Here is a 25178-nt window from a genome sequence, read left to right as displayed (position 1 = left end):
TTCGTCGAAAAGTTAATTTTTAATAAGTTGTAGTGTTATCATATTGTTATTAATGTTTTTATTTTTTAAGAATTAAAGCTAATAGTTTTATATTTACTTTCGGAATATAAAACCACAGATTCAGCAATGAATAAAAAAGACATAAAAATACTTTTAGTAGATGATGAACCTGATATTTTAGAGATAGTTGGTTATAACTTATCTAATGAAGGTTATCAAGTAATTACTGCTGAAAATGGTGCTGAAGCTGTAAAAAAAGCAAAAGAATTACCACAATTAATTATTCTAGATGTGATGATGCCTGAAATGGATGGTATTGAGGCATGTGAGATTATCAGAAAAAATTCTGATTTAAAAGATGTTGTTATTACGTTTTTAACTGCTAGAGGCGAAGATTATTCTCAAGTAGCTGGATTTGATGCAGGTGCTGACGATTATATTACAAAGCCAATTAAGCCTAAAGGTTTTAGTTAGTAAAGTAAAAGCTTTATTAAGACGTTTCAAAGATGATGTTAAAGATACCATGAAAATTGGAAACCTTGTTATTAATAGAGACGAATATAAAATAATCCTAAAAGGAAAAGAGATAATTTTACCTAGAAAAGAGTTTGAATTATTATCTTTATTGGCGTCGAAACCAGGTAAAGTTTTAAGAGAGACGAGATTTTAGACAAAGTTTGGGGTAATGAGGTTGTTGTAGGTGGCAGAACAATCGATGTACATATCCGTAAACTTCGTGAAAAAATAGGAGATAAAAGCTTTAAAACGGTAAAAGGTGTCGGCTACAAGTTTGTAGACTAATGCAGCAGATAAAATTTAAAAAATCTTATAAGTTTGCGATAAATACATCGCTTTATATTACCTTATTATTTACACTCTTAATGAGTGTTTTTTTGTACTATTATTTCTCATTTAAAAGGTTGCCCGTTTTAGTATTTGCAATTACTTGCTTCACTTTTTCTTTTTTTATTATTCAATATAGAGTACAGCGCCATATATACAGACGCGTAAAAGCTATATATGATGATTTAACGCTTTTAGAATCTACAAGTTTAACAAGAGGTGCTATAACTACCGATATGGCAACACTTACCCAAGAGATTGATAAATTTGCACGTGATAAAAAATTAGAGATTGAAACCTTAAAAGTAAGAGAGCAATACCGTAAAGAGTTTTTAGGGAATGTATCTCACGAGTTAAAAACACCTCTGTTTACAATTCAAGGTTATATTTTAACATTGCTAGATGGTGCAATGAACGATAAAAATATCAGAAAAAAATACTTAGAAAGGGCAAATAGTGCAGTAGAGCGGTTGAGTTATATAGTTAGTGATTTAGATTTAATAACAAAGTTAGAAGCAGGCGATTTAAGACTAAAACCAGAAGTTTTTGATGTAGTTGAATTAGTAAAAGAAGTTTTTGGTATGGTAGAAATGCGTGCCATTGATAAAAAGATAACCTTAACCTTTGATAGAGATTATAATAAAAATGTAATGGTACGTGCCGACAAAGAACGCATACAGCAAGTGCTTGTAAATCTTCTCATCAATTCTTTAAAATATGGACGAGAAAAAGGTACAACTGAGGTAAGTATAGAAAATCTTATTAAAAATAAAGCCATTGTTCGTGTAACTGATAATGGAGAGGGTATCGAGAAAAACCACTTAGCCCGATTATTTGAACGTTTTTACCGTGTAGATAAAAGTGGTTCTAGAAATGAAGGAGGTTCAGGTTTAGGATTGTCAATAGTAAAACATATTATCGAGGCACATGACGAACGTATATATGTAGAAAGCGAATACGGTGTAGGTAGTGAGTTCTCATTTACGCTAGAAAAGGCTAAATAAATCTTTAAAATCTGTTTCAGTATTAAAAGATTTTAAGCCTTTAAATTCTGAAATATCATCTAATAATTTTATAGAAAACTCATCTTGAGTTGCACTTGGTACCAAACCTTCTCCTTTGAATCGCTCAGCTAGATATTCCTGTTCAGCTTGTCCGGGAGTTGGGATAAAAAAGCTTTCTTTTTTAATTTAGCTAAATCCATAATAGTTGTGTAACCCGACCTGCACAGTACTAATTTGCTCTCATTCAGCGTTTTTTCTAATAATTGAGAAGTCATAAAATTATACACGGTTACTCTGTCTTTAAACTCAACAATTTGCTCATTTTCCATGACGCCTCTAACAAACACAATTTTCCCGTTATAGTTTTTAGTTTCCTCAAAAAGTTTTTCTTCAAGTAAAGTACGTTGCGGCTCAGGTCCAGAAAGTAAAACCAGTAAATCAATAGTAATATCTGTGTTTTTGATGTCAAACCTACTCAATGCTCCAATATATTTAATAGGGATTCCAAAACTCGCTTTGTGTCCTAATTTTCCCGAAAAATTTAGAGACCCTTCAAAATCAGGTACCCAACACACATCAAAACGGCTAATGAATTTCTCATGAACTTTTGTACTCAACCATGTTGTGTTTCCGCTTAAAACATTCAATTGGTGCGTCATAAAAACAGAAGGTACATTTTTATTATAAACCCCTAATCGGTTGTCCGAAATAATTCCCGAAATATTATAAGTTTCCAGAATATTTTTAACAGCAAGCTTTTCTGCGGTAAAGGCTTTCAATAATTTCGGGGAGTCTTTCAGAAGTTTTAGCTTAAGGTGTTTCCCTTTTTTGGAATAGGTAATATTGTAAGACGGCAATTCAATAGCGAAAAACTCTGGAAATTCTTTCTTTAATAATAACAATGCAGCTCCGTCACTAGCAATTACCGGTTCAAATCCATTGGTGTATAGTGTCTTTATAATTGGTATGCATCGCGTAGCATGTCCCAATCCCCAATTTAAAGACGCAACTAAAATTCGTTTTTTCATTAGTAATAATTAGGCGTGCCCAAGGGTCGGGCTTTCACTACTCTCCCGATTATCATCGGGATCAAACATGCCGTTCAATCCCCCACGCATATTTTTGCTAAAATCATTATTTTTTCAAAGTTAAATGACTTTTTATCAAAGATAAGATATTAAGGCTCTCATATATTTGTTTAATTTTACCAATTCAAAATTAGAATAAGAAATCTTGGGAAGTAAAAATAAGCTTAAGCGATTTAGAGAAAACGATTCATTTACCAATGTATTCCAACCAACTAGGGAAGAATTAGTGAATTCAGAATTCAATTTAAAAGGAAACTGGAGAACAGAAATATTTAAAAATAATAACCCCTTAGTTTTAGAATTAGGCTGTGGTAAAGGTGAATACGCTATAGCATTAGCCAAAAAATATCCAAACAAAAATTTTATTGGTGTTGATATTAAAGGCGCACGATTTTGGCGTGGTGCAAAAACAGCCATTGAAGAAAATATTCCAAATGTTGCATTTTTACGCACACAAATAGAATTAATAGATCACGCTTTTGCCGAAAACGAAGTAGATGAAATTTGGATTACCTTCCCAGACCCTCAAATAAAATACAAGCGTACCAAACACCGCATGACAAATGCTACTTTTTTAGAGCGTTATAAACTAATATTAAAACCAGACGGCGTGGTGAACCTAAAAACAGATAGTGAGTTTATGCACGGTTATACATTAGGACTTTTGCATGGTGCAGGGCATGAAGTGTTGTATGCAAATCATAATGTGTACAAACAAGAAGGGAGTCCAGAAGAAGTAACCAGTATTCAAACTTATTATGAGTCTCAATATCTAGAACAGAACAAACCAATTACGTATATTCGGTTTAAAATTAAATAAGTGGACATCACCTTTATCTTTTTCTTAGGATTATTTTTTGCTTTAATAGGCGTTATTCCTCCTGGACTGTTGAATATGACGGCTGCAAAAATCAGTTTAAAAGAAGGCCACGTTCGAGGTATTATGTTCTCTTTAGGAGTTTGTGTAGTGGTTTTGATTCAAACGTATTTAGCTGCAATTTTTGCACGTTATTTAAGTAAACATTCAGAAGTTATAGATATACTTAGAATTGTAGCTTTAATCATTTTTATACTAATTACTGTCTATTTTTTATTTATAGCTAAATCTGAACCTAAGCAACAAATAGATCCTAAAATAAAGAGTAAACACAGTCGTTTTTTTCAAGGCATTTTTATGTCGGCAATAAATGTATTTCCAATACCATATCAAGCTTATATGACAATTACTCTTGCATCATTCGGTTGGATGACGTTTGAGAAAACGAGTATTATGGCATATGTTATTGGAGCAGCTACAGGAACATTTGTAACCCTTTACATGTATATTTTCTTCTTTGATAAAATAAAAGGGAAATCATTCACTTCTCAAAAAAACATGAACCGTATTATTGGGGGAATTACAGGTGTTATTTCCATTGTGACTTTAATCAATATCGTTAAAGATTTCTAAGATGAAACCCGAAACACTTAATTTCTTTGATAAAGTTTATGAAGTTGCTAAACAAATTCCCTACGGAAAAGTAACAAGTTATGGCGCTATTGCAAAATATTTGGGAGCGGCAAGAAGCGCAAGAATGGTAGGTTACGCCATGAATGGTTCTAGCGGAAAAGATGTGCCAGCGCATAGAGTTGTGAATAGAAAAGGCTTGTTAACGGGAAAACATCATTTTGATGGTACAAACTTAATGCAACAACTTATAGAAAGTGAAGGTATTGAGGTAGTTGAAAACCAAATTCAGAATTTAGATGAAATTTTTTGGGATCCTTCTAAAGAACTATAGTTGTTGTATTGTCTCAAAGTTCTAGGGGTTTAAATATCTCATCCATTTATCCTAACTATTTCCTAATTTTTGTAAAATTTACAAATATAAACCCTATAACCAAACCCAATATCTGCATCAATAAAACTTCTAACTTCCGCCTTCATTCTTCAAGCTTTATTACCTATCTTTGCCTTTAGAATGATTCTTAATAAAAGAAATGAAGTTAAATAAACAAGATATATATAAAGCGCTTGAAACTATTACTGTTCCTGGCGAAGGACAAAACATGGTAGAAAGTGGCGCTGTTAAAAATATAGTAACATTTGCCGATGAGGTTATTGTAGATATCACGATTAAAAATCCGAGTTTACAAGCTAAAAAACGTACTGAAGTAGATATTCTTAAAACCATTCACGAAAAGGTTTATGCTAAAGCAAAAATCACTATAAATGTTAAGGTAGAAGCTCCTGAGAAGCCAAAAACGAATGTGATAAAAGGAAAGCCAGTTCCAGGTATTCGAAATATAATTGCTGTAGCATCGGGTAAAGGTGGTGTTGGAAAATCTACGGTTACAGCAAATTTAGCAGTAACTCTAGCTAAAATGGGCTTTAAAGTTGGTGTTTTAGATGCCGATATTTACGGGCCATCCATTCCAATTATGTTCGATGTTGCAAAAGAAAAACCATTGGCAGTAAACATCGATGGGAAATCTAAAATGAAACCTATCGAGAATTACGGTGTAAAAGTATTGTCTATAGGATTCTTTACGCAACCCGATCAAGCTGTAGTTTGGAGAGGGCCAATGGCAGCAAAAGCCTTAAATCAAATGATTTTTGATGCACATTGGGGCGAATTGGATTTCTTGCTTTTAGATTTGCCTCCGGGAACGGGAGATATCCATTTAAGTATTATGCAGTCGTTACCAATTACTGGAGCGGTTATAGTTAGTACACCACAAGTTGTTGCATTAGCAGATGCTAAAAAAGGCGTAGCGATGTTTCAACAAGAAAGTATCAATGTTCCTGTTTTAGGAATTATTGAAAATATGGCGTACTTTACACCTGACGAGTTGCCTGATAATAAGTATTACATTTTCGGAAAAGAAGGTGCAAAAAACCTAGCAGAAGATTTAAAAGTACCGTTTATAGGAGATATTCCGTTAGTACAAAGTATTAGAGAGGCTGGAGATGTTGGACGCCCTGCTGCATTACAAACAGCAACACCATTAGAGCAAGCATTCGAGAAAATAACGCAAAATGTTGTACAAGAAGTTGTAAGGCGTAATGATAATTTACCACCAACTGAAGCTATTAAAATTACCACTATGGCTGGATGTTCAGCGGTTAAAAAATAAAATATGACATCAGAAGAATTAAGACTAAATGTTGAAAAAGCCCTAGATGAAATTCGTCCGTTTTTACAAAGTGATGGAGGAGATATTTCATTATTAGCGATAGAAGATGGTAAGTTGGTTAAAGTACAATTACAGGGTGCTTGCGTTGGGTGTAGTGTTAACCAAATGACGTTGAAATCTGGTGTTGAAATGACAATTAAAAAACATGCACCGCAAATAGAGCAAGTTATTAATATAGAAGCATAATTTTTTCTTTATAAAACAGCTTTCTTTCCTATTTTTTAGATTAATACCATAATAAATAATATTTTTGGCACGCAAAATGCAATGCAATTAGCGTAACAATAAATTTCACAATGAGTCAAGACATAAACATAAAAATAACAGATAGAGACGGTGTAAAGCATGAAATTGTAGCACCTACCGATATGGCAATGAATTTAATGGAAGTAGTGCGTTCATACGAGCTAGCTCCAGAAGGTACCATTGGTGTTTGTGGAGGTATGGCTATGTGCGCTTCTTGTCAATGTTATGTGTTAAGCGAAACCGAATTGCCTGAAATGAGTGATGATGAAGAAGCTATGTTATCTGAGGCTTTTGATGTAAAAGATTCAAGTCGCTTAGGTTGCCAAATTCAAATGACTCCAGACATGGAAGGTTTAGAAGTAGAGTTGGCTCCAGAGAGTTAAATTATTATGTGACTTATCGTAAATTAAGTGTCCAATTAATTAATCAAGCAGGTTAATGGCACTTCTAAAAATTTTTCAGGATAAGGATAGTCATTTTAGGTTTTTTTTGAAAACTAAAAATGATATACTATTTTTTAGTGAACCATTTTCTTCATTACAATTATGCTTGAAAAAAGTGAACTATTTTAAAGTTTATTCAAGAGCAGAAAAAAACTTTAAAAGACTAAAAGCTGAATGTGGAAGTTATTATTTCGTTTTTGTAAATTACGGAAATAATGAAATAATAGGCACTAGTAAAAGTTATCTTAATAAAAGTTCAATGGAAAATTCTATTTCATTAATTAAGCTTGGAATTAATAAATTTGAAGTTGATTATGAAGTGTCTTTGGTTTAGGTATTATGGATACTTACCACCAAACCAAAAACACTTTCTTCAGTTCTCCAGTTTTAAATTTCATCCAACACAACGCAGAAAATTTTTGAGCAATATAATCTTTAGTTATTGCTTTAAAACTTTTAAAATTTAACCAGTCTACATTAGTATTTGGTATTAACAACCAATCCTTTTTATTAGGAATGTAAAACTTACATGCTGTAAGAGCATTCAAATCATGGATATTTATATAAAACCCAACAATACAATCGTTATTTAAAGTTTTAAGTTGATGGTCTTGATTTGAAAAAGGCGCAAACAGCTGTGCTTTAAAATAGACTTGTTGAGAAATACCTTCAGGTTTTAAGCCAAGTTCGTCTAAATATGGTTTACAAGCATCAGAATAGAGTAGAGGTAATTGTTTTTCTTTAAGCTTTGTTAGTTTTTCTATTAAAGAGTCTTTTCTGTTAGGACCAATAAAATGTTCTATTTCAGTAGTGCCAACAGAATCATCATACAGGTAAAACTTATAAATAATTTCTAAGTGAATGGGGGTGTTATTTCTCAAAAACAAACAATCTAATTCTCCTAAAGTAATTTTCTCATTTTGAATTTGAATATTTTTAGCTAAAACAGAACTGTTTTCTTGTTGCTCTAATTCAAAGGAAACAAATCGCTCAACATATTTCCCTAAACGCAATGTTTCATCAACTGAAATATCAATTTTTTGAGATTGAGAATGGATTTTAAATGCATGCAAATTAAATACAGCATTGTCTTTCCATAAACAAGATGTTTTTAAAAAGCCTTCGTATCTTTTTTGGAGCATATTTGTCATTCCTGCGAAGTTAGGAGTCTAGTATTTAATTTCAATTAGTTTTATAATCCAGTAACTTTCTGGGGCCTTCCAATAGCACCCTTACAATTTGAAGTGTACCATCATCTTTAGTAGCAATTTGCCATTTAATCAATGAAATTTTACCGTTTTCAATTTCAATGCCTGTAATACTTCTTGGGTGTACACAACTACCATCGTTAAAAAAAGCAATATCTCCAGGTTCAGGAAAACGTGGGCGATGGGTGTGCCCAACAATGGTTAATAGGTTGTTGTTTTCAGTAATCCATTTTTTTGTTCTGCGTTCAACTTTAATAAGTTCTTTATAATTTTTTGCAGGGCTTGTGGGGTCTGCAATTCCCATAACGTTTAGTGGTTTCCATAATACACGCACCATAAATCGGCTCCATTTCCAAAATAAGAAATTCCACCAATCGGCTTGATGACCGTGAGTTAAAAGAGTTCTTGCCCCGTCATGCAATGTTTTAAAACGAGGCCTTCATTGTATTTTATATCTCCAAAAAGTTCAACATCTTCTCCTACTTTTGGATCAAAATAAGTCGATAAATGTTTTTTTACATAGTTTGGGTCTCTGTAAACCATATCATGATTTCCCCATATCATATGTAATCTATCACTTTTATGAAATAACTTCATAAGCATGTAAACATTCTTATGAGCATTCAAAATAGAGTCAAAAGAGAGGTTTTCCCAAAGTTCATCGCCATCACCCAACTCGCAATATTGAAAACCCTCAGCATAATAATGCTTTAAAGCATGAAAGTAGATGTTTCGGTTATTTGCAAAATCATCTGCAAAACTGTTGTCGCCCCGGTGGCAATCGCTAAAAAGTATAAATTTGCTATCGTCATCAAAATCGACAACTTTTGCTTCTTTATAGGCTTTATCTAATCTTTTTTGGAGGAAAACATTTGGTATTACTTTAGGCGAATATAAAAATAATTACTTAGTAGTATATCCTATTTTTTCTAAAGCATCGGGTAGCATTCTGCTAACAAATTGAGTATAAGCCAACGTAGATGGATGTAAACCATCAGATGCCACCAAATCGGGTTTATCTAAACCTTGTCTGGTAATATCAGTAATGTATATATAAGTAATGCTATATTGTTTGCAATACTTTTCGATAAAATCATTGTATTTATCAATATCTTTGGTGATTAAATCGTTGCCATTACCAAAAGGTGTAAAGGCATAATCTGGGATGGAAACTACAATTACGTTTTTAGATTTAAAATTAGTAAATTCTATGGCTTTACTAACAAGTTCTGGGAACTCAATTTCAAAAACATCAAAAGAGCCTTGTTGGTATTGGTTGTTAACACCAATAAGAAGCGTAACTAAATCATAATCTTTAGTGATGGTTTCATTTGCAATTGCTCCTTTAAGAGCACTAGTTGTCCAACCTGTTCTTGCAATTACTTTTAAATCGATATTACTTTGTCCCGTTTTTTGGCTAATACTATCTTTAAGTTGTTCTGGAAACCTACATGCGGAGCAAACGCTCTCTCCAATGGTATAACTATCTCCGAGAGAAAGAATTTTTAACATGTTGTTTGCTGGAGGGGTAATTTCTTTTTCATCGTCTTTAATTTCCATTTCTTTTTCATGCTCATCCATTTGAGAATTAGAGGAGCACCCAAAACATATAAAGAAGCCCAAACTGAGGTATAGCAAAGGTATTTTCAATTTTATTTTTTTATTTTAAAGATACGGTTTTAGACTGAAAACTTAAAATGTATAAAAAAGCATTCCGTTCTAAGAATTATCAGAACGGAACGTTTTCTAAAATAAAACCTAAGAATTGACTCTTCAGTTTTAATAGATGCTATCATTTGGTATAATGTAATTATGGATTAGTAGACCATAAGGCTGCACTTTTAAGCAATGCTCTTCTTGGAAGTTTTAAACCTGCTACTATCAATTCTGCAAAGTCTACTGGTTGTAAAACACTTTCTTGAGAGCCTTTAGTAGCTATTCCAGCATTAATTGACATGTCAGATTCAAATGTACTTGGCGTATAGGTGGAAACTCTAATATTGTCTTTACGAACTTCTTTCATTAGTGATTCTGACATTCCCATGACTGCAAATTTTGAAGCTGAATACGCTGAAGTACTAGCATTTCCATTCAAGCCCGCCGTAGAAGAAATGTTTATGATATCACCTTCATCTAGCTTTAATAAATGGGGTAAAACCTCTTTAGTTACATAATACATGCCCATTAAATTAGTTTGAATAATATTAGTCCAAACAGAAATGGCCATATCTTTAAATAGTCCAAATCCGCCAATACCTGCATTATTTACCAAAATATCAATAGTGCCTAATGTATCTGTAATACTTTTGATACCACTTTTAACGTCTTCATAATTCCCCACATCGAATACCGAATAGATAGCTTTAACTCCAAAGGTTTCTAATTCAGAAATAGTTGCTTTTAATGCTTTTTCGTTTCTACCTGTGATAGCTACATCAACACCTTCTTTGGCAAAGGCTATTGCGATTGCTTTTCCAAGTCCTCGGCTACCTCCTGTTATAATTGCTTTTTTGTTTCCTAAATTATTCATTTTCTTTTTTTTTGGAATTTTATTTTGTCCAATAATCTAACACTAAAACATCGGCAATAATGGGGCCAATTTTACTTACCAAATCTAAATGCGCTTTATGGAATAGGTAGATTTCTCTGGCGTGTTCATCATTAAAAGTTAAAGTGAAGCAATGGGTTAAACCTTTGCTATGACCTTCGGTACTATCATTTAATCCCCATTCAAGGTTTGCAATTTCTGGAATTTCTTTTTTAAGATTTACAAAAGCCTCAACAGCATTATTAACCTGCTCTTGTGTGGCATCTTCTTTATACGTTAGGTTAACCATGTGTCTTAAAACTTTGCCATCTCTATTAATTTTAGGCCCAAGTTTATAGCTAACTATCTTTTTTAAATCAGACCGAAAAGAACCTGCAATCAGGAAGTTGTCTTCGCCTATTTTATGAGACCTTAAACCGTAATAAATAGAGTATCCAGTTTCTAAATAATTTATAGGACTAAGAACACCTTCTTTATTTAATTTAAGTAATTGAATACTTTCGTCGTCTCTTGTGCCTACTGCCAATACGGCTTCGTTATTATCAGTTGAAACCACTTCAATTCTTGTTTGCCCTTGTAGTTTTGTGGTTTCATCATCCTTTAAAACGGAATGAGGAATTAAAGCACCTTTTTTATTCACTTTAAAAATACTTACACCGTCACCGTGATATACAAAATCGGGTCTTTTTATAAAACCTCCTCTTTTGTAATATTTATGATGTCTGTGACCAACGATTACATAATTATTACCGCCAAGAGTGACACCAGTTACAGGGTATGCTCCTGTTAAATATCTATCTGTGGTATTGTCACTTATGTTATTGATATTTTTAAATTTACCATTTTCATAAACCCTGAAACTACTCACGCCATTATCTTGAAATCCGCCTGTATATAAAAAAGTTTTTCCTTTAATCTTATGAGTAAACATCCCTATGATACCATCAGTATGAATGGTTTCATCATCTTTCATAGACTGCACGTGAGTTAGTTTTCCATCGTTTTCAATCTTAAAACTACTTAACCCTGGTGTTTCTTCTAAGCCACCAACAAAGAGATAAGACGATGTTTTCATGTGAACAACTTGCAGCGTAATGGCAGTTCCGAGGTGCGTTTCGTCTGTATCTTCAACTAAAGCAACACGTTCAAGAGACCCATTGTCTAAAATTTTAAAGGTTTCAATAACATTGCCATGCTTGTTTGCTACAAATAGAAAATCTGTACCGTTAATATTATCAGCAACCATACCTCTTGAAGGGCCTTTTTTCATGTGAAGTTCATGATTGCTTATAGGGGTAAGGATACCTTGTTTATCTAAACTATAAACATCAACATTCCCAATACCGCCAGCAAATACATAATGAGAACCGTCTTTTTCATAACTCGTTATAGAAACGGTATTGGTTCCTGATATGTTTTTGAAATCTTGCCTGTAAAGCATCAAGTCATCGGAAACTTGAGCTAAACAAATTTGCGACATAAGTAATGTTATTGCGAGAATTCCTTTTTTTATAGTATTCATAATTTTAGTCTTTTTCAAGTTTAATTAATCTATAATTGCTTTTGCTCCAGCAACAGCTATAGCTCTATCTTGATCTATGGTGCCGCCACTTACGCCAATTGCACCAATAATTTTGCCATCTTTATTTTTAATGGGTATGCCGCCAGGGAAGGATACAAGTCCATTATTGGTCAATTCTATATTATAAATAATACCTCCTGGTTGGGTTAATTCTCCCAATTTTCCCGTGTCAATATTAAAATAGCGTGCTGTTTTTGCTTTTTTAATAGCTACATCAATACTACCTAAATAAGATTCGTCCATTCTTATGAAAGCTTTTAAGTTAGCACCAGCATCCACAACTGCAATGTTTACTAAAACTTTTGAATCTTCTGCAATTTTCTTTGCTGCTAAAAGTGCTTTCAGAGCTTCTTCATGTGTAATGTCGTTAGTTATTTGGGCATTTAATATATTTGAAAATAATGATAGTGTTAATGTAAAAACACAGATTTTTAATAGTTTAATAGAGTTCATAATGTTGTTTATAATTTATAAGCACAAAAATTATAAACCATTTTGAGAAAATAGTTGAACAAGTTCAACTTAATATAAATTTAACTTAATTTAAGACTGTTTCTTGATTTTACTTAAAAATTCGTGGGTAATGCCTAAATAACTAGCAATTTGTTTGTCGGTGAGTTTTGAAGCTATATTCGGATAGGTGTTTGCGAAATATTGGTAACGTTCTTTAGCGGTTTGGCTGTGGTTACGAATTAAGCGACGTTGCCATGCAACTATTGCTTTTTGAGACATGACTCTAAATAGTTTTTCAACAACGGTAACTGATTCGTAAAGGACCAATTTATCTGTTCTATTAATTAAAAGTACTTTACTGTCTTCTAGAGCCTGAATATTTAAGTTTGATGGTGTTTGGTTCATAAAACTATCTATATCCATAAGCCACCAATCTTTAGCTGCAAAATGTAGGGTGTTTTCATTGCCTTTTTTGTCAATTGAAAAAATTCTGAAACAACCTTCTAAAACAAACCCTTCAAATTTACAGATGTCTCCTTGAGAAAGTAAAAACTCTTTTTTATTGATGGATTTTGGACGAAAATAATTGCAAAACGTATCCAGTTCCTCATTAGAAATTCGGATATTTTTTTAATATTTTCTTTTAGTAAATCGTATGACATTTTAGCTTAAAAAATTATAGCAATCTAAAGTATCGCTTTTTTGTGTGATAATGAAGTGTTTTTATTCTGAAATTAGAAAACAAAAAAGCGTTTCAGTTTTGAAACGCTTTTTAAAATTAAGGCAAAAAGGTGTTTAATGTATAGCGTATTGCAGCCCAAACATTAGGTTGTAATTTTGTTTTAATTGAATACCATTTAGGTCTTGATACAGCGGTGTTGAAATTTCGGTTGCAAAACGTAAACCTTTTAATCCTCCATTTGTAACTAAATAATTTAGTCCAAATCCTGAATTTATAATTGTTCCGCCAGAATTTGTAATATCGGCTGTAGTTACCATCATTGGGTTTAATAGCTCACTTGTACCATCAATTTCATCGACAACAATTCCTTCTAATCTTAGAGAAATACTTAAATTGTCGCCTGCTTTTGCTGCTATCCAGTTGTTAAATTTATATCGGTTTCCGAATTTATAGTCTTGGTCATTATCATTAATGTTTATTAGTCCTGTCAATTGATGTCCCCAGGAAAATGTATCGCATTGTCCTAAATACGTCAATCCTAATTTTGCACTAAAAGACCCTGTCCCCAATTGCATAGGGTAAGGCAATTGTACAGCATTACCCATAGAAACTGGAAGTACATTTTTTTCTTCTATACTACCTGTTGGAATAGTTACACCAATCTGAGCATGCATTGCTTGTCTGTTTTTATTAAATAAACTGTATAAAGCGCTTACCATAACATCACCAAACCCAGAGGTGTTTGTTGAAAATTGATTACCATTTCGCATTTGTAAATTCATATCGTTTTCTAGATAATTAGCCATTACCATAATGGTAATCTTATCTGATGGCGCATACATAGCTCCAAGCATGTGCATGTTCATAACCATGTCAATTGGTGCTACCATATAGTTGGCATGAGCATCTGCATTTGTAGCATCATCGGTTCCTTGTCTTAATTGACGCATATCCATTGTCATGTAACGGTAAGAAAACATTATGCCACCTTTATGATGTGTATGATCTCCCATTACAAAAATTGGTGCATGCCCATCTACTCTACTAGAAGACCATTTATTTGAATCTGATTTGTGATCAGCATTATTTTCATGTTGAGCAAAAGTTAATGATGTTGCAACACATAGTATTGCAATGATTATATGTTTCATTGTATAATTTTAAATAATGTGTAATTAATTGTTCTTCTTTTTTTATAAATAAGATTTCAAAAGAAGTTTTTCATTTGTCGTGAAAATTATACGAAATCGGGTGGTTGAAAAGTACTATAATTATAATCGAAATAATATAATATGTGGTATGGGGTATTTGAGTTTTTCCGGTGAGTTATAAAACTATTTGTTGTTTCAATTTTGTAAATGATTACAAATCCAATAGGATAGTTTTCTAATGAAATGGTTAGGGCTGAAAAAGGGTCTTGCTCTTGTTGTTTTTCAATTTCTTTAACCAAATGGCATTTTCCATTACATTGCAATTCTGGTTTGTCTTTATTGATACACAAAAATTCAGCGATGTAATCTTGATTCAAAATATATTCAACATAAGGTTGCACGGGTCTTAACATGGATAAAATGTAGAGGAAAACAAAAAATATGGCAGAAAATTTGTGCAAGACTGATTTTTTTGAGCAAATATAATTGCGTTAGTGATAACAAAAAAATCTGGACGACATTAAATCACCCAGATTTTAAAATAATAATTAAAGACCATTAATTAACTTTTCTGTATAATGGGTCTGCCCCAATTGTGCCAATTAAGCTATTTAGATAAGCATCAGATTTTACATTTTTATAAGATGCTTTTACAGAATCTAACTTACCTTTAATATTCATTTCGTCAACCAAAATTTTGTTTTGTGGATTCGAAATAAAATCTTCTAAATACCCAATTTGCGAATCATAGAAGCTAATATCCTTTTGTTGTTTTAGCTTTAAGCGATCCTTGTACCAATCGCTATTTAAAACATAATCTCTGTCAAAGAATTTACGCAGTTCGGGATCGCTTATGCCTTTACCTTCATAATTACCATAAGCCATAATGTGCAATAAGATTTTTAAAGGAGGAATTGCACTCTCTACGCTGCCGTCTTCAAAATAGTTGAGAGCTACTTTTTGTTGTGCTTCAACAATATTTTTAATACCATCTACATAGTCTTCTAATCCTTGTAGTTCTGGTTTTAACATACGTTCACTAAATACAGCGGTAGGTTCATCAAAAATTCTGTTTAAACATCTGTAGTTAAAAGTTTTCGTGATTCTATAACCTAATCTGCTTGCTAAAATGGTTTCACCTTCAAAATCAAAATCATTAAGTTTTTCTAAAGAACCATTTTCAATTAAAGCTTTAGGATCTCTGTCTACAGGTTCTAACCTTGCCCAAATTTCAGGAATCAATAAACTAACATCATGATCAATCTTATTTTCTGCACCAACATAGCCAGCTGCGAGTGCTAAACCCGTTAGATTCAGTTAGAATATGAGAAAGTAAAGCATTGTTTAAGTCAGTTGTTGGCGTTAACATGTTAAAAGGGGCTTTAGTTAACGCGCCCTCAGAACCTGCTCCAGTAGTTGATGGTGATTTACCCGTAAGACTACAAATAAAATCCATAAACAACTCGGGTGTTTCTTGATAATGAATTGGACTATAAACAGCCAACGGACGAATACCAGCAGCTTTATCCACAGGGTTATTTCGTCGTCCTGGTAATACAGCATTCACAACATGTATTACGGCATCGTCAATTTTTACTTGTCTGAATAACCGAACACCTAAATCTGCCAAGTATGATGCTTCTGTTTCATTATAGAACCTGTTTGGCTCTAAGTAACGTGGGTTTTTTGTAGGTTCCCCATCTACAATTCTTGTATGAGAAGGCACAACAAAATATTCCTCTTCCTTGTTACTTTTTACAATACTTTCTAAAAAGTCTTGTACTGGTTTTGTGTATTTATCAAAGTTGATGGTATCTTCATAAAGTGCAATAGCATCTTCTTTTTTCATTAACTCATAGTTTGTTAAAAAACGACCATCAGTTATCAAATCTAACTCTGCACCTTTATCATAACCTCTAACAACTGCTTCATCTGGTCTTTGAAATAAGTGTGCTTCACAGTTAACCAGTACCTTCAAACTTTTATTTGTAAACTCGGGGTTTTGATTGTTTAATTGCTCTCTTGGTAATGTGATGGATGCGGTAATATCATCTTCTGTTTGTACTTTTTCACAAGGTGAAAAATCTGAACGTAGCTTGTTAAGCATCCAATTGCCTTGTGGATTAAAACCAATACGAACATAACTACCCATTACAGGTGTGTTGTTGTATCTTAATCCAGTACCTTTTTTTCCATTGATAATCTCAACAGACATGTACTCTTTCCAGTTTAGAGTACCGTGTGCTTGGCGGTATAAACGCTTAACAAATAATACCAAAGAGCGAATATGAACAGGGATGCTTTTTAAGAATTCATTGAATTCATCTGAGTTTTCTTCGGAAGGAATTAGTAGCTTCACAGCAGAACTCAAAGTCCTTTTTTCACTAAGAAAGTGTCTTGATTTTGGTCTGTTAGGGTCTTTTACTTTCCAACGTGTTGAGTAATTAAATTCTATAATTTCATCTGCTTTTTTGAAATCTTCTTCAATATCTATAATGTTGAAATTACTGTATGTAATGGCATTTTGCATAGATTTTGAAATCTCAGATTTACCACCACCAGAGACCGTGCATGGTTTGTGGCAAAATACGCCTTCTGCAAAGGTGTCAACAATACGCCATAAGTCTACAGCTTTATGTTTTTCTAATCTGAATTTATTTCCTGTAGGATGCACATAGGTTTTATATGGAGATAAGGTTAACTTCTGATGCTTACCATCATGTTCCCAAGTAATACTATTGGTATTAGTATTTACATAGGCCAATTCTGGAATGTAAATAATATTCGGATATTTTTTATCAATAGCGTAGCCTTCAGGTTGTACTTTAATACTATCTCCTAAAAGTTGTTTTACTTCTTCAAAACTATGTCTGTAATTATGAAATTCAGTATAGTCTTTTCCATCGAGTGTATCACCCATTACTCTTCTTGCAAAAGCAATGGCACCACCAGCATGTTCTTCTTCAACTAAACCAAATAAATTGGCAGAGTAACTAATTTGAGTTTTAATCTCTTTCTTAGAATATCCATAGTAGTTATCGGCAATTAAAGTCACTACAACACCACTATCGTCTCTACATGTAATTTTAAAAGCACCTCCATCGTTGTATAATTCGTTTTCATCTTTCCAACACATGCCATCTCTACGCTGACGTTCTGTAGCATCATCATAATGCGGTAGCCCTACGTCTTTTTTCTTTAATGTTATTAGTTGGGGTGCTAATACTATACAGCCTGTGTGTCCTGTCCAATGCCCCGTGTCTAAAGCAGCGTCGTTTTGAGCTAGGTTTGGGTCACCTGCATTACCAAAAATAGACTCTACAAAATCTAAGTTACTCGCTAAATTACCTGGTGCAAAAAAGCGAACTTCTAAAGATTTTTTTGGTGTTACACCTTTAACTTCAGGGCAAACCGTTGGTCTCAGCAACATTGAAACCATAACTTTTGCTTTGTTTTCTTGGTTTGAAGTGAATGGTAAAACTTTTAAATCATTTGAAGGATTAAATGCTGAATTTAAAAAATGTGCAAATGCAATTTTTGGTACCTCTTTTTTATCTAAAGGCACAGGTAAACCTCCTCCCACAATATGAAATGTACCTTTTGTAGTTCTTTTATCATGTAAAGGATTATTTAAAATACCTTGTTTTACTCTATTTGAAGTTACCAAATCACTCTTGAAAGTATTTCCATCTGGAGGTAAACTTACTTCTCTAGCTTGACCTTTTTTTGATAATACTAAAGTGTTGTTTGGAAGTGTGTAAGACTTGTTAAAAGAAACATCCTTTAAATACTCATTTAAGAAGTTTTGAATTCTAGAATCGGCAGGACAATGATGACTTGCTAAAAGTCGAGATTTTTCTTGGATACTTTTAATTAATCCACTTGTTAACTCCTCAAATTTTGGATTACAAAATTGTACTTCGCTGTTGTTTTTGTCTTTAAATGTAGGTTGTCCGAGGGAAGCTAATTGTAAATTTGTGAATTGGATGATGTCTTTTCTTAATTCTTTCATGATACTTTAAACTGTTGAATGTAATACAACTACATTGTTGTTTAAAGCAAAATTAACCCAAGAATAGTTTAAAAAACCTGTCAAATGTCATTAAATGAGTAGTTTTTAATCTGCAAGACTTCAAGAATTATGGCAAAAATAGATATAAAATTTATCTAATTATTTATCTGTCCAAACAGCTAACTCATTTCCTGATGGATCTAAAAACTGAAATCTTCTACCTCCAGGAAAAGAAAAAGTATCTACAGAAATAATGCCATTGGCACCAATGATTTTACGCTTAATCAAATCCAAATTTACATGATACAGAACCACTAAAACACCGTTTATTATTTGTTCTTCTGTTTTTTCGAAACCACCTTCAAGACCGCTTTCTGAAAATGCAATGTAAGTGTCTCCATAATCTGTAAATACCCAACCAAAACATTCTGAATAAAATTGTTTAATTTTTTTAAGATCATGAGCTTTAAACTCAATGTAATTAATGTGTGTATTGCTCATTTTATTTAAAGGCATTAAGTCCTGTAATATCCAATCCAGTAATTAATAAATGAATGTCATGGGTGCCTTCATAAGTAATCACGCTTTCTAAATTCATTGAATGACGCATTATAGAATACTCTCCTGTGATACCCATGCCTCCTAAAATTTGTCGGGCTTCTCTAGCAATATTAATTGCCATATCCACATTATTGCGTTTAGCCATGGATATTTGAGCTGAGGTTGCTTTACCTTCATTACGTAGTACACCTAATCTCCAAGTTAAAAGCTGTGCTTTAGTAATTTCGGTAATCATTTCTGCAAGTTTTTTTGTTGTAGTTGAAACTGACCAATTGGTTTGCCAAATTGCATACGCTCTTTGCTATATCTTAAAGCTGTATCGTAACAATCCATTGCAGCTCCAATAGCACCTAAGCAATTCCGTACCGAGCAGAATCTAAGCAACCAAGTGGTGCACCTAATCCAGATTTGTTAGGTAATAAGTTTTCTTTAGGGATTTTTACATTATCGAAAATAAGCTCGCCAGTAGCTGAAGCACGAAGTGACCACTTATTATGTGTTTCAGGAGTAGAAAAACCTTCCATTCCACGTTCAACTATAAGTCCGTGAATGCGTCCAGTTTCATCTTTAGCCCAAACTACTGCAATTTGTGCAAATGGGGCGTTACTTATCCACATTTTTGCACCATTTAATAGGTAGTAATCGCCTTTGTCTTTAAAATTAGTTAACATTCCAGAAGGATTACTACCATGATCAGGTTCGGTTAATCCAAAACAGCCTATCGATTCACCAGAAGCGAGTTTTGGTAAATATTTTTGACGTTGCACTTCATCGCCATATTTCCAAATAGGGTACATAACTAAAGATGATTGTACAGATGCTGTAGAACGAACACCAGAATCACCACGCTCTATTTCTTGCATAATTAAGCCATAGCTAATTTGGTCTAAACCAGCTCCTCCATATTCTATAGGTATGTAAGGGCCAAAAGCACCAATTTCTGCTAAACCATCAATAATTTGTTTTGGGAATTCTGCTTTTTGAGCATATTCTTCAATAATAGGAGATACATTACGTTTTACCCATTCACGAGCCACATTACGTACTAATTTATGTTCGTCAGTTAGTAACTCATCTAAGTTGTAATAATCTGGAGCTTCAAATAAATCTGGTCGCATAAAGACTGAATTTAAAGTAATTTAAAGAAAAATAATTAATAAAACGATGATTTTTTTATCAAATCATCAATATAATCCCTCAAATTTAAATAATCTTTATTGATTAAATTACATTTTCAAATAGAAATCTTTAGTTAAGTCTATATAATCTTTGGTGTATTGATGTCTTTTGGTTTCAATAATTAATTCATCACTTTTAATTTCGCTTTCGCTGAAAGAGAATTTAATAAAACTTCGTTTAATTTCTGAAGTTGGATTACCTTTTGCCTGAAGTATTTTGTTTGGGAATAAATTATGCTTTGAAGCTAAAGCAATAAATTTAGCTTCTTCTTTAAAAGGAATAACTACTGAAAATGAACCATTTTCTGAAAGTAATTTTGAAACACTTTCAAGTAAGTGTTCAAAGGGCATCGCATCTTGAAAACGGGCTAAATCTCTTTGTTTATCTTTAGATTTATAATTTTCGTTAAAAAAGGGAGGATTACAAATTATAAGATCGTATTTATCTTCAATTTCATCAACAAATTCATCAAGTGAAGCATGGTAACAAAACAAGCGGTCGCCCCAAAATGATTGCTCAAAATTTTCAACACATTGTTCGTAAGCATCATTATCAATTTCCAAGGCATCAATAACTTCTGCATGACTTCGTTGTGCTAGCATAAGTGAAAGCAGCCCTGTTCCTGCACCAATATCTAAAACAGAAAAAGGGTTTTTATCAAGTGGAGTCCAAGCACCTAATAGAACACCATCAGTTCCAATTTTCATCGCGCATTTATCATGTTCGATTGAAAATTTCTTGAATTTAAAAGTGGGTGATTTTTTAATCATTAAAAAGTGTTATACTTAATTGGAGGTGCATTTTACCGTATATGAAAAGCTAAAATCCGCTATGAAGTAACAAAAATATCCGATAAAATACATTTTTTTAAATTATTTTCTTAAATTGTTGGAGCTTTTCCCATTCTAATTAAACAACTTAAGTCTAATCTACTGAATAAAACATGAAAATTATGGTGCAATTAAAACAAAAAATCGGTCAGCTCAATGAATTGTTAGTAATTAATTATAATGCTGAAAGAGTTTATCTAGAAGCTCTAGAAGCTACTGATAGTGAAGAATTAAAACAATTTTTAGAGCTAGAGCTTTTGAGACGAAATGAGTTTTCTAGATATTTGGGAGCTGAAATAAGGTTGTTGGGAGGAATTCCAGATTTTAATGATGATATAGAATCCCAAACAAAAATTAATTGGCCAGATTTTAAAAAGGCCATTGCATCAAATAACTCACGTACTTTATTTAGTGAAATTAATAGACTCAAAACATTATGTTTAACTCACTATAATAGAGTTTTGAATAATTTTGAATTTTCTGAAGGATTATCAACGTTGTTAGAAAAACAAAGACATATTATAGGAACTTCAATAAGTCTTATGAGATATCAAGACGGCTTATCTTCACAAAAACATGTGGCTTCCAACGGGTAAAATATAAAAAACTAAAATATTTTGAGTAACACTTGTTAAATGTTTAGCAAGTGTTTTTTTATGAATTAAGTTTTTGAAATTTTAATATCTGAGTGTTGTTTATTAGTTAAAAACTCATAAATAGTGCTAAAATATGTTAAAAATCATCTTATGAAGATACTTAATGTGTAATGTTTACGTAGTTGTATTATAACCAACTTTAGTTGATAAATAAAATACGAACACTAGATTATTGCTATATGAAACATTTAGAAAGAAACTTAGACAAAATGAACAGGTTGTTACATTTAAATTTTGAAGTTGAAAAGATATATTTAGATGTATATGAGGATGTTAATGATGAAGATTTAAAAGTATTTTTTAGGAATACCAGTTTTTTAGAAATGAATTTAGTAGGATTTTAAGAGCAGAAATCATCAAATTGAATGGTACTCCAATACATTTTGAAACCTTGAGTAATGAACTAAAAAAATCTTATTTAAGATTTAAAAAACTTCTTGATGCTGACCTTGAGTCAGAATTATTGGATCAAGTATGTATAATTAAAAAATTAAGTATTTCGGCTTACAACGAATTGTTACAACAAAGAAATTTACCATTAAATGTTTGTAAAATATTAATTGAGCAGAGAGACGAAATTCAAAAAACATTAAATACTATTAAAGTAGAGGAGCAGTTGGTTGCATAATGTACCTCTAGTTTGATATATTTAAAAGCTAACCTTTTAAGGTTAGCTTTTTTTATGTTATGAATAAATTAATTCTAATTAAGGTATAAATCAATCAAACCCTGAGGCGTTTCAACAAGAATAGTTTTGTTGTCTCTATCTACTTTTAAAATGAATTCATCATTCATTGGAATTAGAATTTCTATACCATCTCTATCAATTTCAAAAAGAGATTGAGCTGTAGAGTCGTTTATGGCTTTAATAACACCAACCTCTCCAAAGTTTTTATCAGTAATGGTAAACCCAATGACCTCATGGAAGTAAAATTTATCACCATCAAGCTTTGGTAATAAGTCTAAGGGTAAATACAAACCGCTTTTAATGATAGCATCCGCATCAGCTTCCGTATCAACATCTTCAAATTTAATACGAAGTAATTCAGATTTGTGTAATTGAGAACGTTCAACAAAAAAGGGGACAAGGTTGTTTCTTAATTCTAAAAAGATAGCGTCAAGATTTTCGTATAGTTCTGGTTGGTCAGTATCTAGTTTCGCTAAAACCTCGCCTTTAAAACTATATTTTTTTACAATTTTACCTAAGTAAAAGCAATCTTCTTTTTTCATGTTTGAATTTATAATTATCAAATATTATGAATACGACCTTTAAGTTTTCGTCTATTGAAATCACTAACACGCGTTTGGTCTTGTTTGTTTAAAAGAATATAGACAAAAATGGGAACTAGCAAAAAACCACCAACTACATAAATTACATAATGGCTTTTACTAGACTCAAAAATTGGGTTAATGAAAAAGAAAGCTAACGGCGTGCCTACAACTAAGACTAAGCTAGCTATGATTTGAGCTGTCTTAGATGGGTTAGCAAATAAATCATCAACATGGCAATTATTTCGTGTGTTACAATGTTTACAGTTTATTACAATATTTTCTCCATGCTGCATCGCAAATTCAACTCTTGTATTAACATCTGTTTTATATGCTATTTCTGCAGAGCATTTTTTGCATTTACCATAAACTTTCGGCATCATAAATAATGTTTAAATAAAAAACTCCGATATTTCTATCGGAGTTTAAAAGTATAAAAAATTATTTTTTTATTCTTCTTCGTTTGAGGCTTCAGCCTCAGCAGCAGGAGCTTCTTCAGCTACCTCTTCTTCAACAGGAGCAGGAGCAGCCGCAGCTATTCTTGCTTCATTAACAGCTTTTTCAGCAGCTAGAGCATCAGCTTTAGCTTTAGCTTCAGCTGTAGATAAACCATCAGCTTTAGCTTGGATTTTGGCTTCTTTTTCTTCTAACCAAGCAGTAAATTTAGCTTCTGCTTGCTCTTCAGTTAAAGCACCTTTTCTAACACCTCCTGCAAGGTGATTTTTTAACATTGCACCTTTGTAAGACAATAATGTCTTAGCAGTATCAGTTGGTTGTGCACCATTTTGTAACCATTTTACAGCACCATCAACGTTTAATTCAACAGTTGCTGGATTTGTGTTTGGATTGTAAGCACCTAATTTTTCTAGGTATTTACCATCTCTTTTTGAACGTGCATCAGCTGCTACGATCCAGTAGTAAGGTTTTCCTTTTTTACCGTGTCTTTGTAATCTAATTTTTACTGGCATAATAATTAATTATTTGAGGTTCTCGACCTCGGTTATTAATAAGAGCGCAAATATACTATGTTTTTTTGAAAATCAAAGTCTTTTTTAGTGATGAAATTTTATTTTTTAAATACTGATTTTCAGTAGTTTATATGGTTAAAATAATAAACATACCGGACTTGGTAATTCAATGGAATGCATAAAGGTTAATTTACCTGTTCGAGTGTCAATTTTAAATACCGAAATATTTTCGCTGTTTTGGTTGGCAACTAACATGAACTTTCCTGTTGGGTCTAAAGTGAAGTTTCGTGGCCAATCTCCATGAACACTCATGTTTTGAATTTTATCAATCATACCAGTTTCTGTATTTCTTTCAAAAACAGCAATCGTGTTTTCGCCTCGGTTAGAACCGTATAAGAAACGTTCATCTTTAGATAAATGAATGTCTGCACATTTGTTTTTGCCTTTATAATTTTTATCTAAAGTAGAATCAAAATCTATTTGTTCAAATCCTGATGCTACTCTTTTAACTGAAGTTATAGAACCTCCATATTCATTAATATTATAAATAAAATTTCCATTTTTAGAAATAGCAAAATGCCTTGGTCCCGGATTACCTTCAATATTAATTATTGATTTAGATTCTAGTTGATAAGCGTTATTATCGAGTTTGTATTGGTACAATCTGTTTCTACCCAAATCTGAGACAAATAAATCATCTTTATAAAACTGAGCTGAATGTGCTCGTGCTGGTTTTTCGCCTTCTTCATTATGGTCAAAAACTTGAGACGCTTTATTCAAACTTCCATCGGTATTAATATCATAAATTGAAATTGTACCGCCTCCATAATTAGAAACAACAGCTTTATTTCCGGTTGTATTTATAGAAACATGACATGGGCCTTTTCCGTTACTGCTCTCAGAATTTATAAATTCTAACAAGCCATCATCTTTTAATTTAAAGGCTGTAATTGCACTTGTTTGTCCTTCACCTACTGCATATATATAGTTTTTGTTAGGTGAAAAAGTGATGAAAGAGGGGTTTTCAACTTTAACTGCTAATTTTTTATTGGAGAGTTCTCCAGTTTTCGTGTTAAAATCTAACTTATAAATACCTTCACTATTGCCTTTAGTGTATGTGCCCACATAGAGTGATGTGTTTTGAGCTTTACAGTTGAAAAGAAAAAGAACAGGAAAAAATATATATAAGAGGAATTTCATATTGAGTTATTTTTGATTTATAAAAATAGAATAAATTTAAGTAATTACATCAAAAAAAGTTAAAACACTTTTTTGTTT

The 25178-nt window shown here is 32.4% G+C and carries 29 protein-coding genes and 3 pseudogenes; 12 read left to right on the top strand and 20 right to left on the bottom strand.

Going from position 1 to position 25178, the window contains the following annotated elements; genetic code table 11:
- The first annotated feature begins 126 nt into the window (after nucleotides 1-126).
- Nucleotides 127-801 (top strand): annotated as a pseudogene (locus tag AC0L5U_RS11970) (response regulator transcription factor).
- The gene (locus tag AC0L5U_RS11965) at nucleotides 801-1847 is read left to right on the top strand and encodes a sensor histidine kinase (RefSeq protein WP_473416632.1); all 1047 of its coding nucleotides are present in this window, start codon (nucleotides 801-803) and stop codon (nucleotides 1845-1847) included. Before AC0L5U_RS11970 ends, AC0L5U_RS11965 begins: the two are co-directional and overlap by 1 nt.
- On the opposite strand, the gene AC0L5U_RS11960 is transcribed toward AC0L5U_RS11965, so the two are convergent.
- Entirely contained in the window at nucleotides 1830-1952 is a 123-nt protein-coding gene (locus tag AC0L5U_RS11960) for a hypothetical protein (protein WP_473416631.1), read from the bottom strand. The genes AC0L5U_RS11965 and AC0L5U_RS11960 overlap by 18 nt on opposite strands.
- Before the next feature lie 23 nt (nucleotides 1953-1975).
- A complete protein-coding gene (locus AC0L5U_RS11955; RefSeq protein WP_473416630.1) occupies nucleotides 1976-2875 on the bottom strand; it encodes a glycosyltransferase in 900 nt (299 codons plus the stop codon).
- A gap of 205 nt (nucleotides 2876-3080) precedes the next feature.
- Between AC0L5U_RS11955 and trmB the strand changes: the two genes are divergently transcribed.
- The 7 genes from trmB to AC0L5U_RS11920 all read left to right on the top strand — a co-directional run bounded on the left by trmB (nucleotide 3081) and on the right by AC0L5U_RS11920 (nucleotide 7135).
- Nucleotides 3081-3755, top strand: a complete 675-nt coding sequence (gene trmB / locus AC0L5U_RS11950) for a tRNA (guanosine(46)-N7)-methyltransferase TrmB (protein ID WP_473416629.1) — start codon at nucleotides 3081-3083, stop codon at nucleotides 3753-3755.
- Nucleotides 3756-4385 carry a LysE family translocator gene (locus tag AC0L5U_RS11945; RefSeq protein WP_473416628.1) on the top strand — a complete coding sequence of 210 codons (630 nt, stop codon included), beginning with the start codon at nucleotides 3756-3758 and terminating at the stop codon, nucleotides 4383-4385.
- A 1-nt stretch (nucleotide 4386) separates the two neighbouring features.
- Complete coding sequence (locus AC0L5U_RS11940; RefSeq protein WP_473416627.1) at nucleotides 4387-4716, top strand: MGMT family protein; 330 nt, start codon at nucleotides 4387-4389, stop codon at nucleotides 4714-4716.
- 199 nt (nucleotides 4717-4915) lie between these two features.
- Nucleotides 4916-6052 carry an Mrp/NBP35 family ATP-binding protein gene (locus AC0L5U_RS11935; RefSeq protein ID WP_473416626.1) on the top strand — a complete coding sequence of 379 codons (1137 nt, stop codon included), beginning with the start codon at nucleotides 4916-4918 and terminating at the stop codon, nucleotides 6050-6052.
- Nucleotides 6053-6055: 3 nt separating this feature from the next.
- Nucleotides 6056-6298, top strand: coding sequence for a NifU family protein (locus tag AC0L5U_RS11930; RefSeq protein WP_473416625.1), 243 nt, complete (start codon nucleotides 6056-6058; stop codon nucleotides 6296-6298).
- 110 nt (nucleotides 6299-6408) lie between these two features.
- Entirely contained in the window at nucleotides 6409-6741 is a 333-nt protein-coding gene (locus tag AC0L5U_RS11925) for a 2Fe-2S iron-sulfur cluster-binding family protein (RefSeq protein WP_473416624.1), read from the top strand.
- A 175-nt stretch (nucleotides 6742-6916) separates the two neighbouring features.
- Nucleotides 6917-7135, top strand: a complete 219-nt coding sequence (locus tag AC0L5U_RS11920) for a YegP family protein (RefSeq protein ID WP_473416623.1) — start codon at nucleotides 6917-6919, stop codon at nucleotides 7133-7135.
- A 13-nt stretch (nucleotides 7136-7148) separates the two neighbouring features.
- Here AC0L5U_RS11920 and AC0L5U_RS11915 read toward each other — a convergent pair whose 3' ends face one another.
- The 14 genes and pseudogenes from AC0L5U_RS11915 to AC0L5U_RS11850 all read right to left on the bottom strand — a co-directional run bounded on the left by AC0L5U_RS11915 (nucleotide 7149) and on the right by AC0L5U_RS11850 (nucleotide 20947).
- On the bottom strand, nucleotides 7149-7952 hold the full coding sequence (locus tag AC0L5U_RS11915) for a DUF1853 family protein (protein WP_473416622.1): 804 nt from the start codon (nucleotides 7950-7952) through the stop codon (nucleotides 7149-7151).
- Nucleotides 7953-7983: 31 nt separating this feature from the next.
- A pseudogene (locus AC0L5U_RS11910) lies at nucleotides 7984-8888 on the bottom strand (metallophosphoesterase family protein).
- 24 nt (nucleotides 8889-8912) lie between these two features.
- Entirely contained in the window at nucleotides 8913-9659 is a 747-nt protein-coding gene (locus AC0L5U_RS11905) for an SGNH/GDSL hydrolase family protein (RefSeq protein WP_473416621.1), read from the bottom strand.
- A 160-nt stretch (nucleotides 9660-9819) separates the two neighbouring features.
- On the bottom strand, nucleotides 9820-10539 hold the full coding sequence (locus AC0L5U_RS11900; protein WP_473416620.1) for a 3-ketoacyl-ACP reductase: 720 nt from the start codon (nucleotides 10537-10539) through the stop codon (nucleotides 9820-9822).
- Between the two features lie 19 nt (nucleotides 10540-10558).
- Nucleotides 10559-12079: a Dabb family protein gene (locus AC0L5U_RS11895; protein ID WP_473416619.1), complete on the bottom strand. Its 1521-nt coding sequence runs from the start codon at nucleotides 12077-12079 to the stop codon at nucleotides 10559-10561.
- Nucleotides 12080-12103: 24 nt separating this feature from the next.
- Entirely contained in the window at nucleotides 12104-12592 is a 489-nt protein-coding gene (locus tag AC0L5U_RS11890; protein ID WP_473416618.1) for a GlcG/HbpS family heme-binding protein, read from the bottom strand.
- A gap of 90 nt (nucleotides 12593-12682) precedes the next feature.
- Nucleotides 12683-13123 (bottom strand): Crp/Fnr family transcriptional regulator, encoded by a 441-nt coding sequence (locus AC0L5U_RS11885; RefSeq protein ID WP_473418282.1) that lies wholly within the window; start codon nucleotides 13121-13123, stop codon nucleotides 12683-12685.
- Nucleotides 13124-13387: 264 nt separating this feature from the next.
- Nucleotides 13388-14425, bottom strand: a complete 1038-nt coding sequence (locus AC0L5U_RS11880; protein ID WP_473416617.1) for a transporter — start codon at nucleotides 14423-14425, stop codon at nucleotides 13388-13390.
- Between the two features lie 86 nt (nucleotides 14426-14511).
- Nucleotides 14512-14838 (bottom strand): hypothetical protein, encoded by a 327-nt coding sequence (locus tag AC0L5U_RS11875; RefSeq protein WP_473416616.1) that lies wholly within the window; start codon nucleotides 14836-14838, stop codon nucleotides 14512-14514.
- Nucleotides 14839-14983: 145 nt separating this feature from the next.
- Nucleotides 14984-15667 (bottom strand): hypothetical protein, encoded by a 684-nt coding sequence (locus AC0L5U_RS11870; protein ID WP_473416615.1) that lies wholly within the window; start codon nucleotides 15665-15667, stop codon nucleotides 14984-14986.
- A 22-nt stretch (nucleotides 15668-15689) separates the two neighbouring features.
- Nucleotides 15690-18437: a PPi-type phosphoenolpyruvate carboxykinase family protein gene (locus AC0L5U_RS11865; protein ID WP_473416614.1), complete on the bottom strand. Its 2748-nt coding sequence runs from the start codon at nucleotides 18435-18437 to the stop codon at nucleotides 15690-15692.
- 159 nt (nucleotides 18438-18596) lie between these two features.
- Nucleotides 18597-18938, bottom strand: coding sequence for a VOC family protein (locus tag AC0L5U_RS11860; protein WP_473416613.1), 342 nt, complete (start codon nucleotides 18936-18938; stop codon nucleotides 18597-18599).
- A gap of 1 nt (nucleotide 18939) precedes the next feature.
- Nucleotides 18940-20116: pseudogene (locus tag AC0L5U_RS11855) on the bottom strand (acyl-CoA dehydrogenase family protein).
- 108 nt (nucleotides 20117-20224) lie between these two features.
- Nucleotides 20225-20947 carry a tRNA1(Val) (adenine(37)-N6)-methyltransferase gene (locus AC0L5U_RS11850; protein ID WP_473416612.1) on the bottom strand — a complete coding sequence of 241 codons (723 nt, stop codon included), beginning with the start codon at nucleotides 20945-20947 and terminating at the stop codon, nucleotides 20225-20227.
- A gap of 182 nt (nucleotides 20948-21129) precedes the next feature.
- On the opposite strand from AC0L5U_RS11850, the gene AC0L5U_RS11845 reads away from it, so the two are divergent.
- From AC0L5U_RS11845 to AC0L5U_RS11835, 3 genes are all read left to right on the top strand, one after another.
- Nucleotides 21130-21603, top strand: a complete 474-nt coding sequence (locus tag AC0L5U_RS11845; RefSeq protein ID WP_473416611.1) for a DUF2383 domain-containing protein — start codon at nucleotides 21130-21132, stop codon at nucleotides 21601-21603.
- Nucleotides 21604-21842: 239 nt separating this feature from the next.
- Nucleotides 21843-22007 (top strand): hypothetical protein, encoded by a 165-nt coding sequence (locus AC0L5U_RS11840; RefSeq protein WP_473416610.1) that lies wholly within the window; start codon nucleotides 21843-21845, stop codon nucleotides 22005-22007.
- Nucleotides 22008-22024: 17 nt separating this feature from the next.
- Nucleotides 22025-22291: a hypothetical protein gene (locus AC0L5U_RS11835; protein ID WP_473416609.1), complete on the top strand. Its 267-nt coding sequence runs from the start codon at nucleotides 22025-22027 to the stop codon at nucleotides 22289-22291.
- Between the two features lie 74 nt (nucleotides 22292-22365).
- On the opposite strand, the gene rimM is transcribed toward AC0L5U_RS11835, so the two are convergent.
- From rimM to AC0L5U_RS11815, 4 genes are all read right to left on the bottom strand, one after another.
- Nucleotides 22366-22893, bottom strand: a complete 528-nt coding sequence (gene rimM / locus AC0L5U_RS11830) for a ribosome maturation factor RimM (protein WP_473416608.1) — start codon at nucleotides 22891-22893, stop codon at nucleotides 22366-22368.
- Nucleotides 22894-22910: 17 nt separating this feature from the next.
- Nucleotides 22911-23315 carry a hypothetical protein gene (locus AC0L5U_RS11825; RefSeq protein ID WP_473416607.1) on the bottom strand — a complete coding sequence of 135 codons (405 nt, stop codon included), beginning with the start codon at nucleotides 23313-23315 and terminating at the stop codon, nucleotides 22911-22913.
- 66 nt (nucleotides 23316-23381) lie between these two features.
- A complete protein-coding gene (locus AC0L5U_RS11820) occupies nucleotides 23382-23900 on the bottom strand; it encodes a 30S ribosomal protein S16 (RefSeq protein ID WP_473416606.1) in 519 nt (172 codons plus the stop codon).
- A gap of 135 nt (nucleotides 23901-24035) precedes the next feature.
- The gene (locus AC0L5U_RS11815; RefSeq protein ID WP_473416605.1) at nucleotides 24036-25100 is read right to left on the bottom strand and encodes a lactonase family protein; all 1065 of its coding nucleotides are present in this window, start codon (nucleotides 25098-25100) and stop codon (nucleotides 24036-24038) included.
- Between the last annotated feature and the right edge of the window lie 78 nt (nucleotides 25101-25178).

The sequence above is a fragment of the Jejuia sp. G7-7 genome (genome assembly GCF_055808955.1).
Note: the sequence above shows the minus strand (reverse complement) of the source record. Positions and strands in the feature narration are given on the sequence as shown.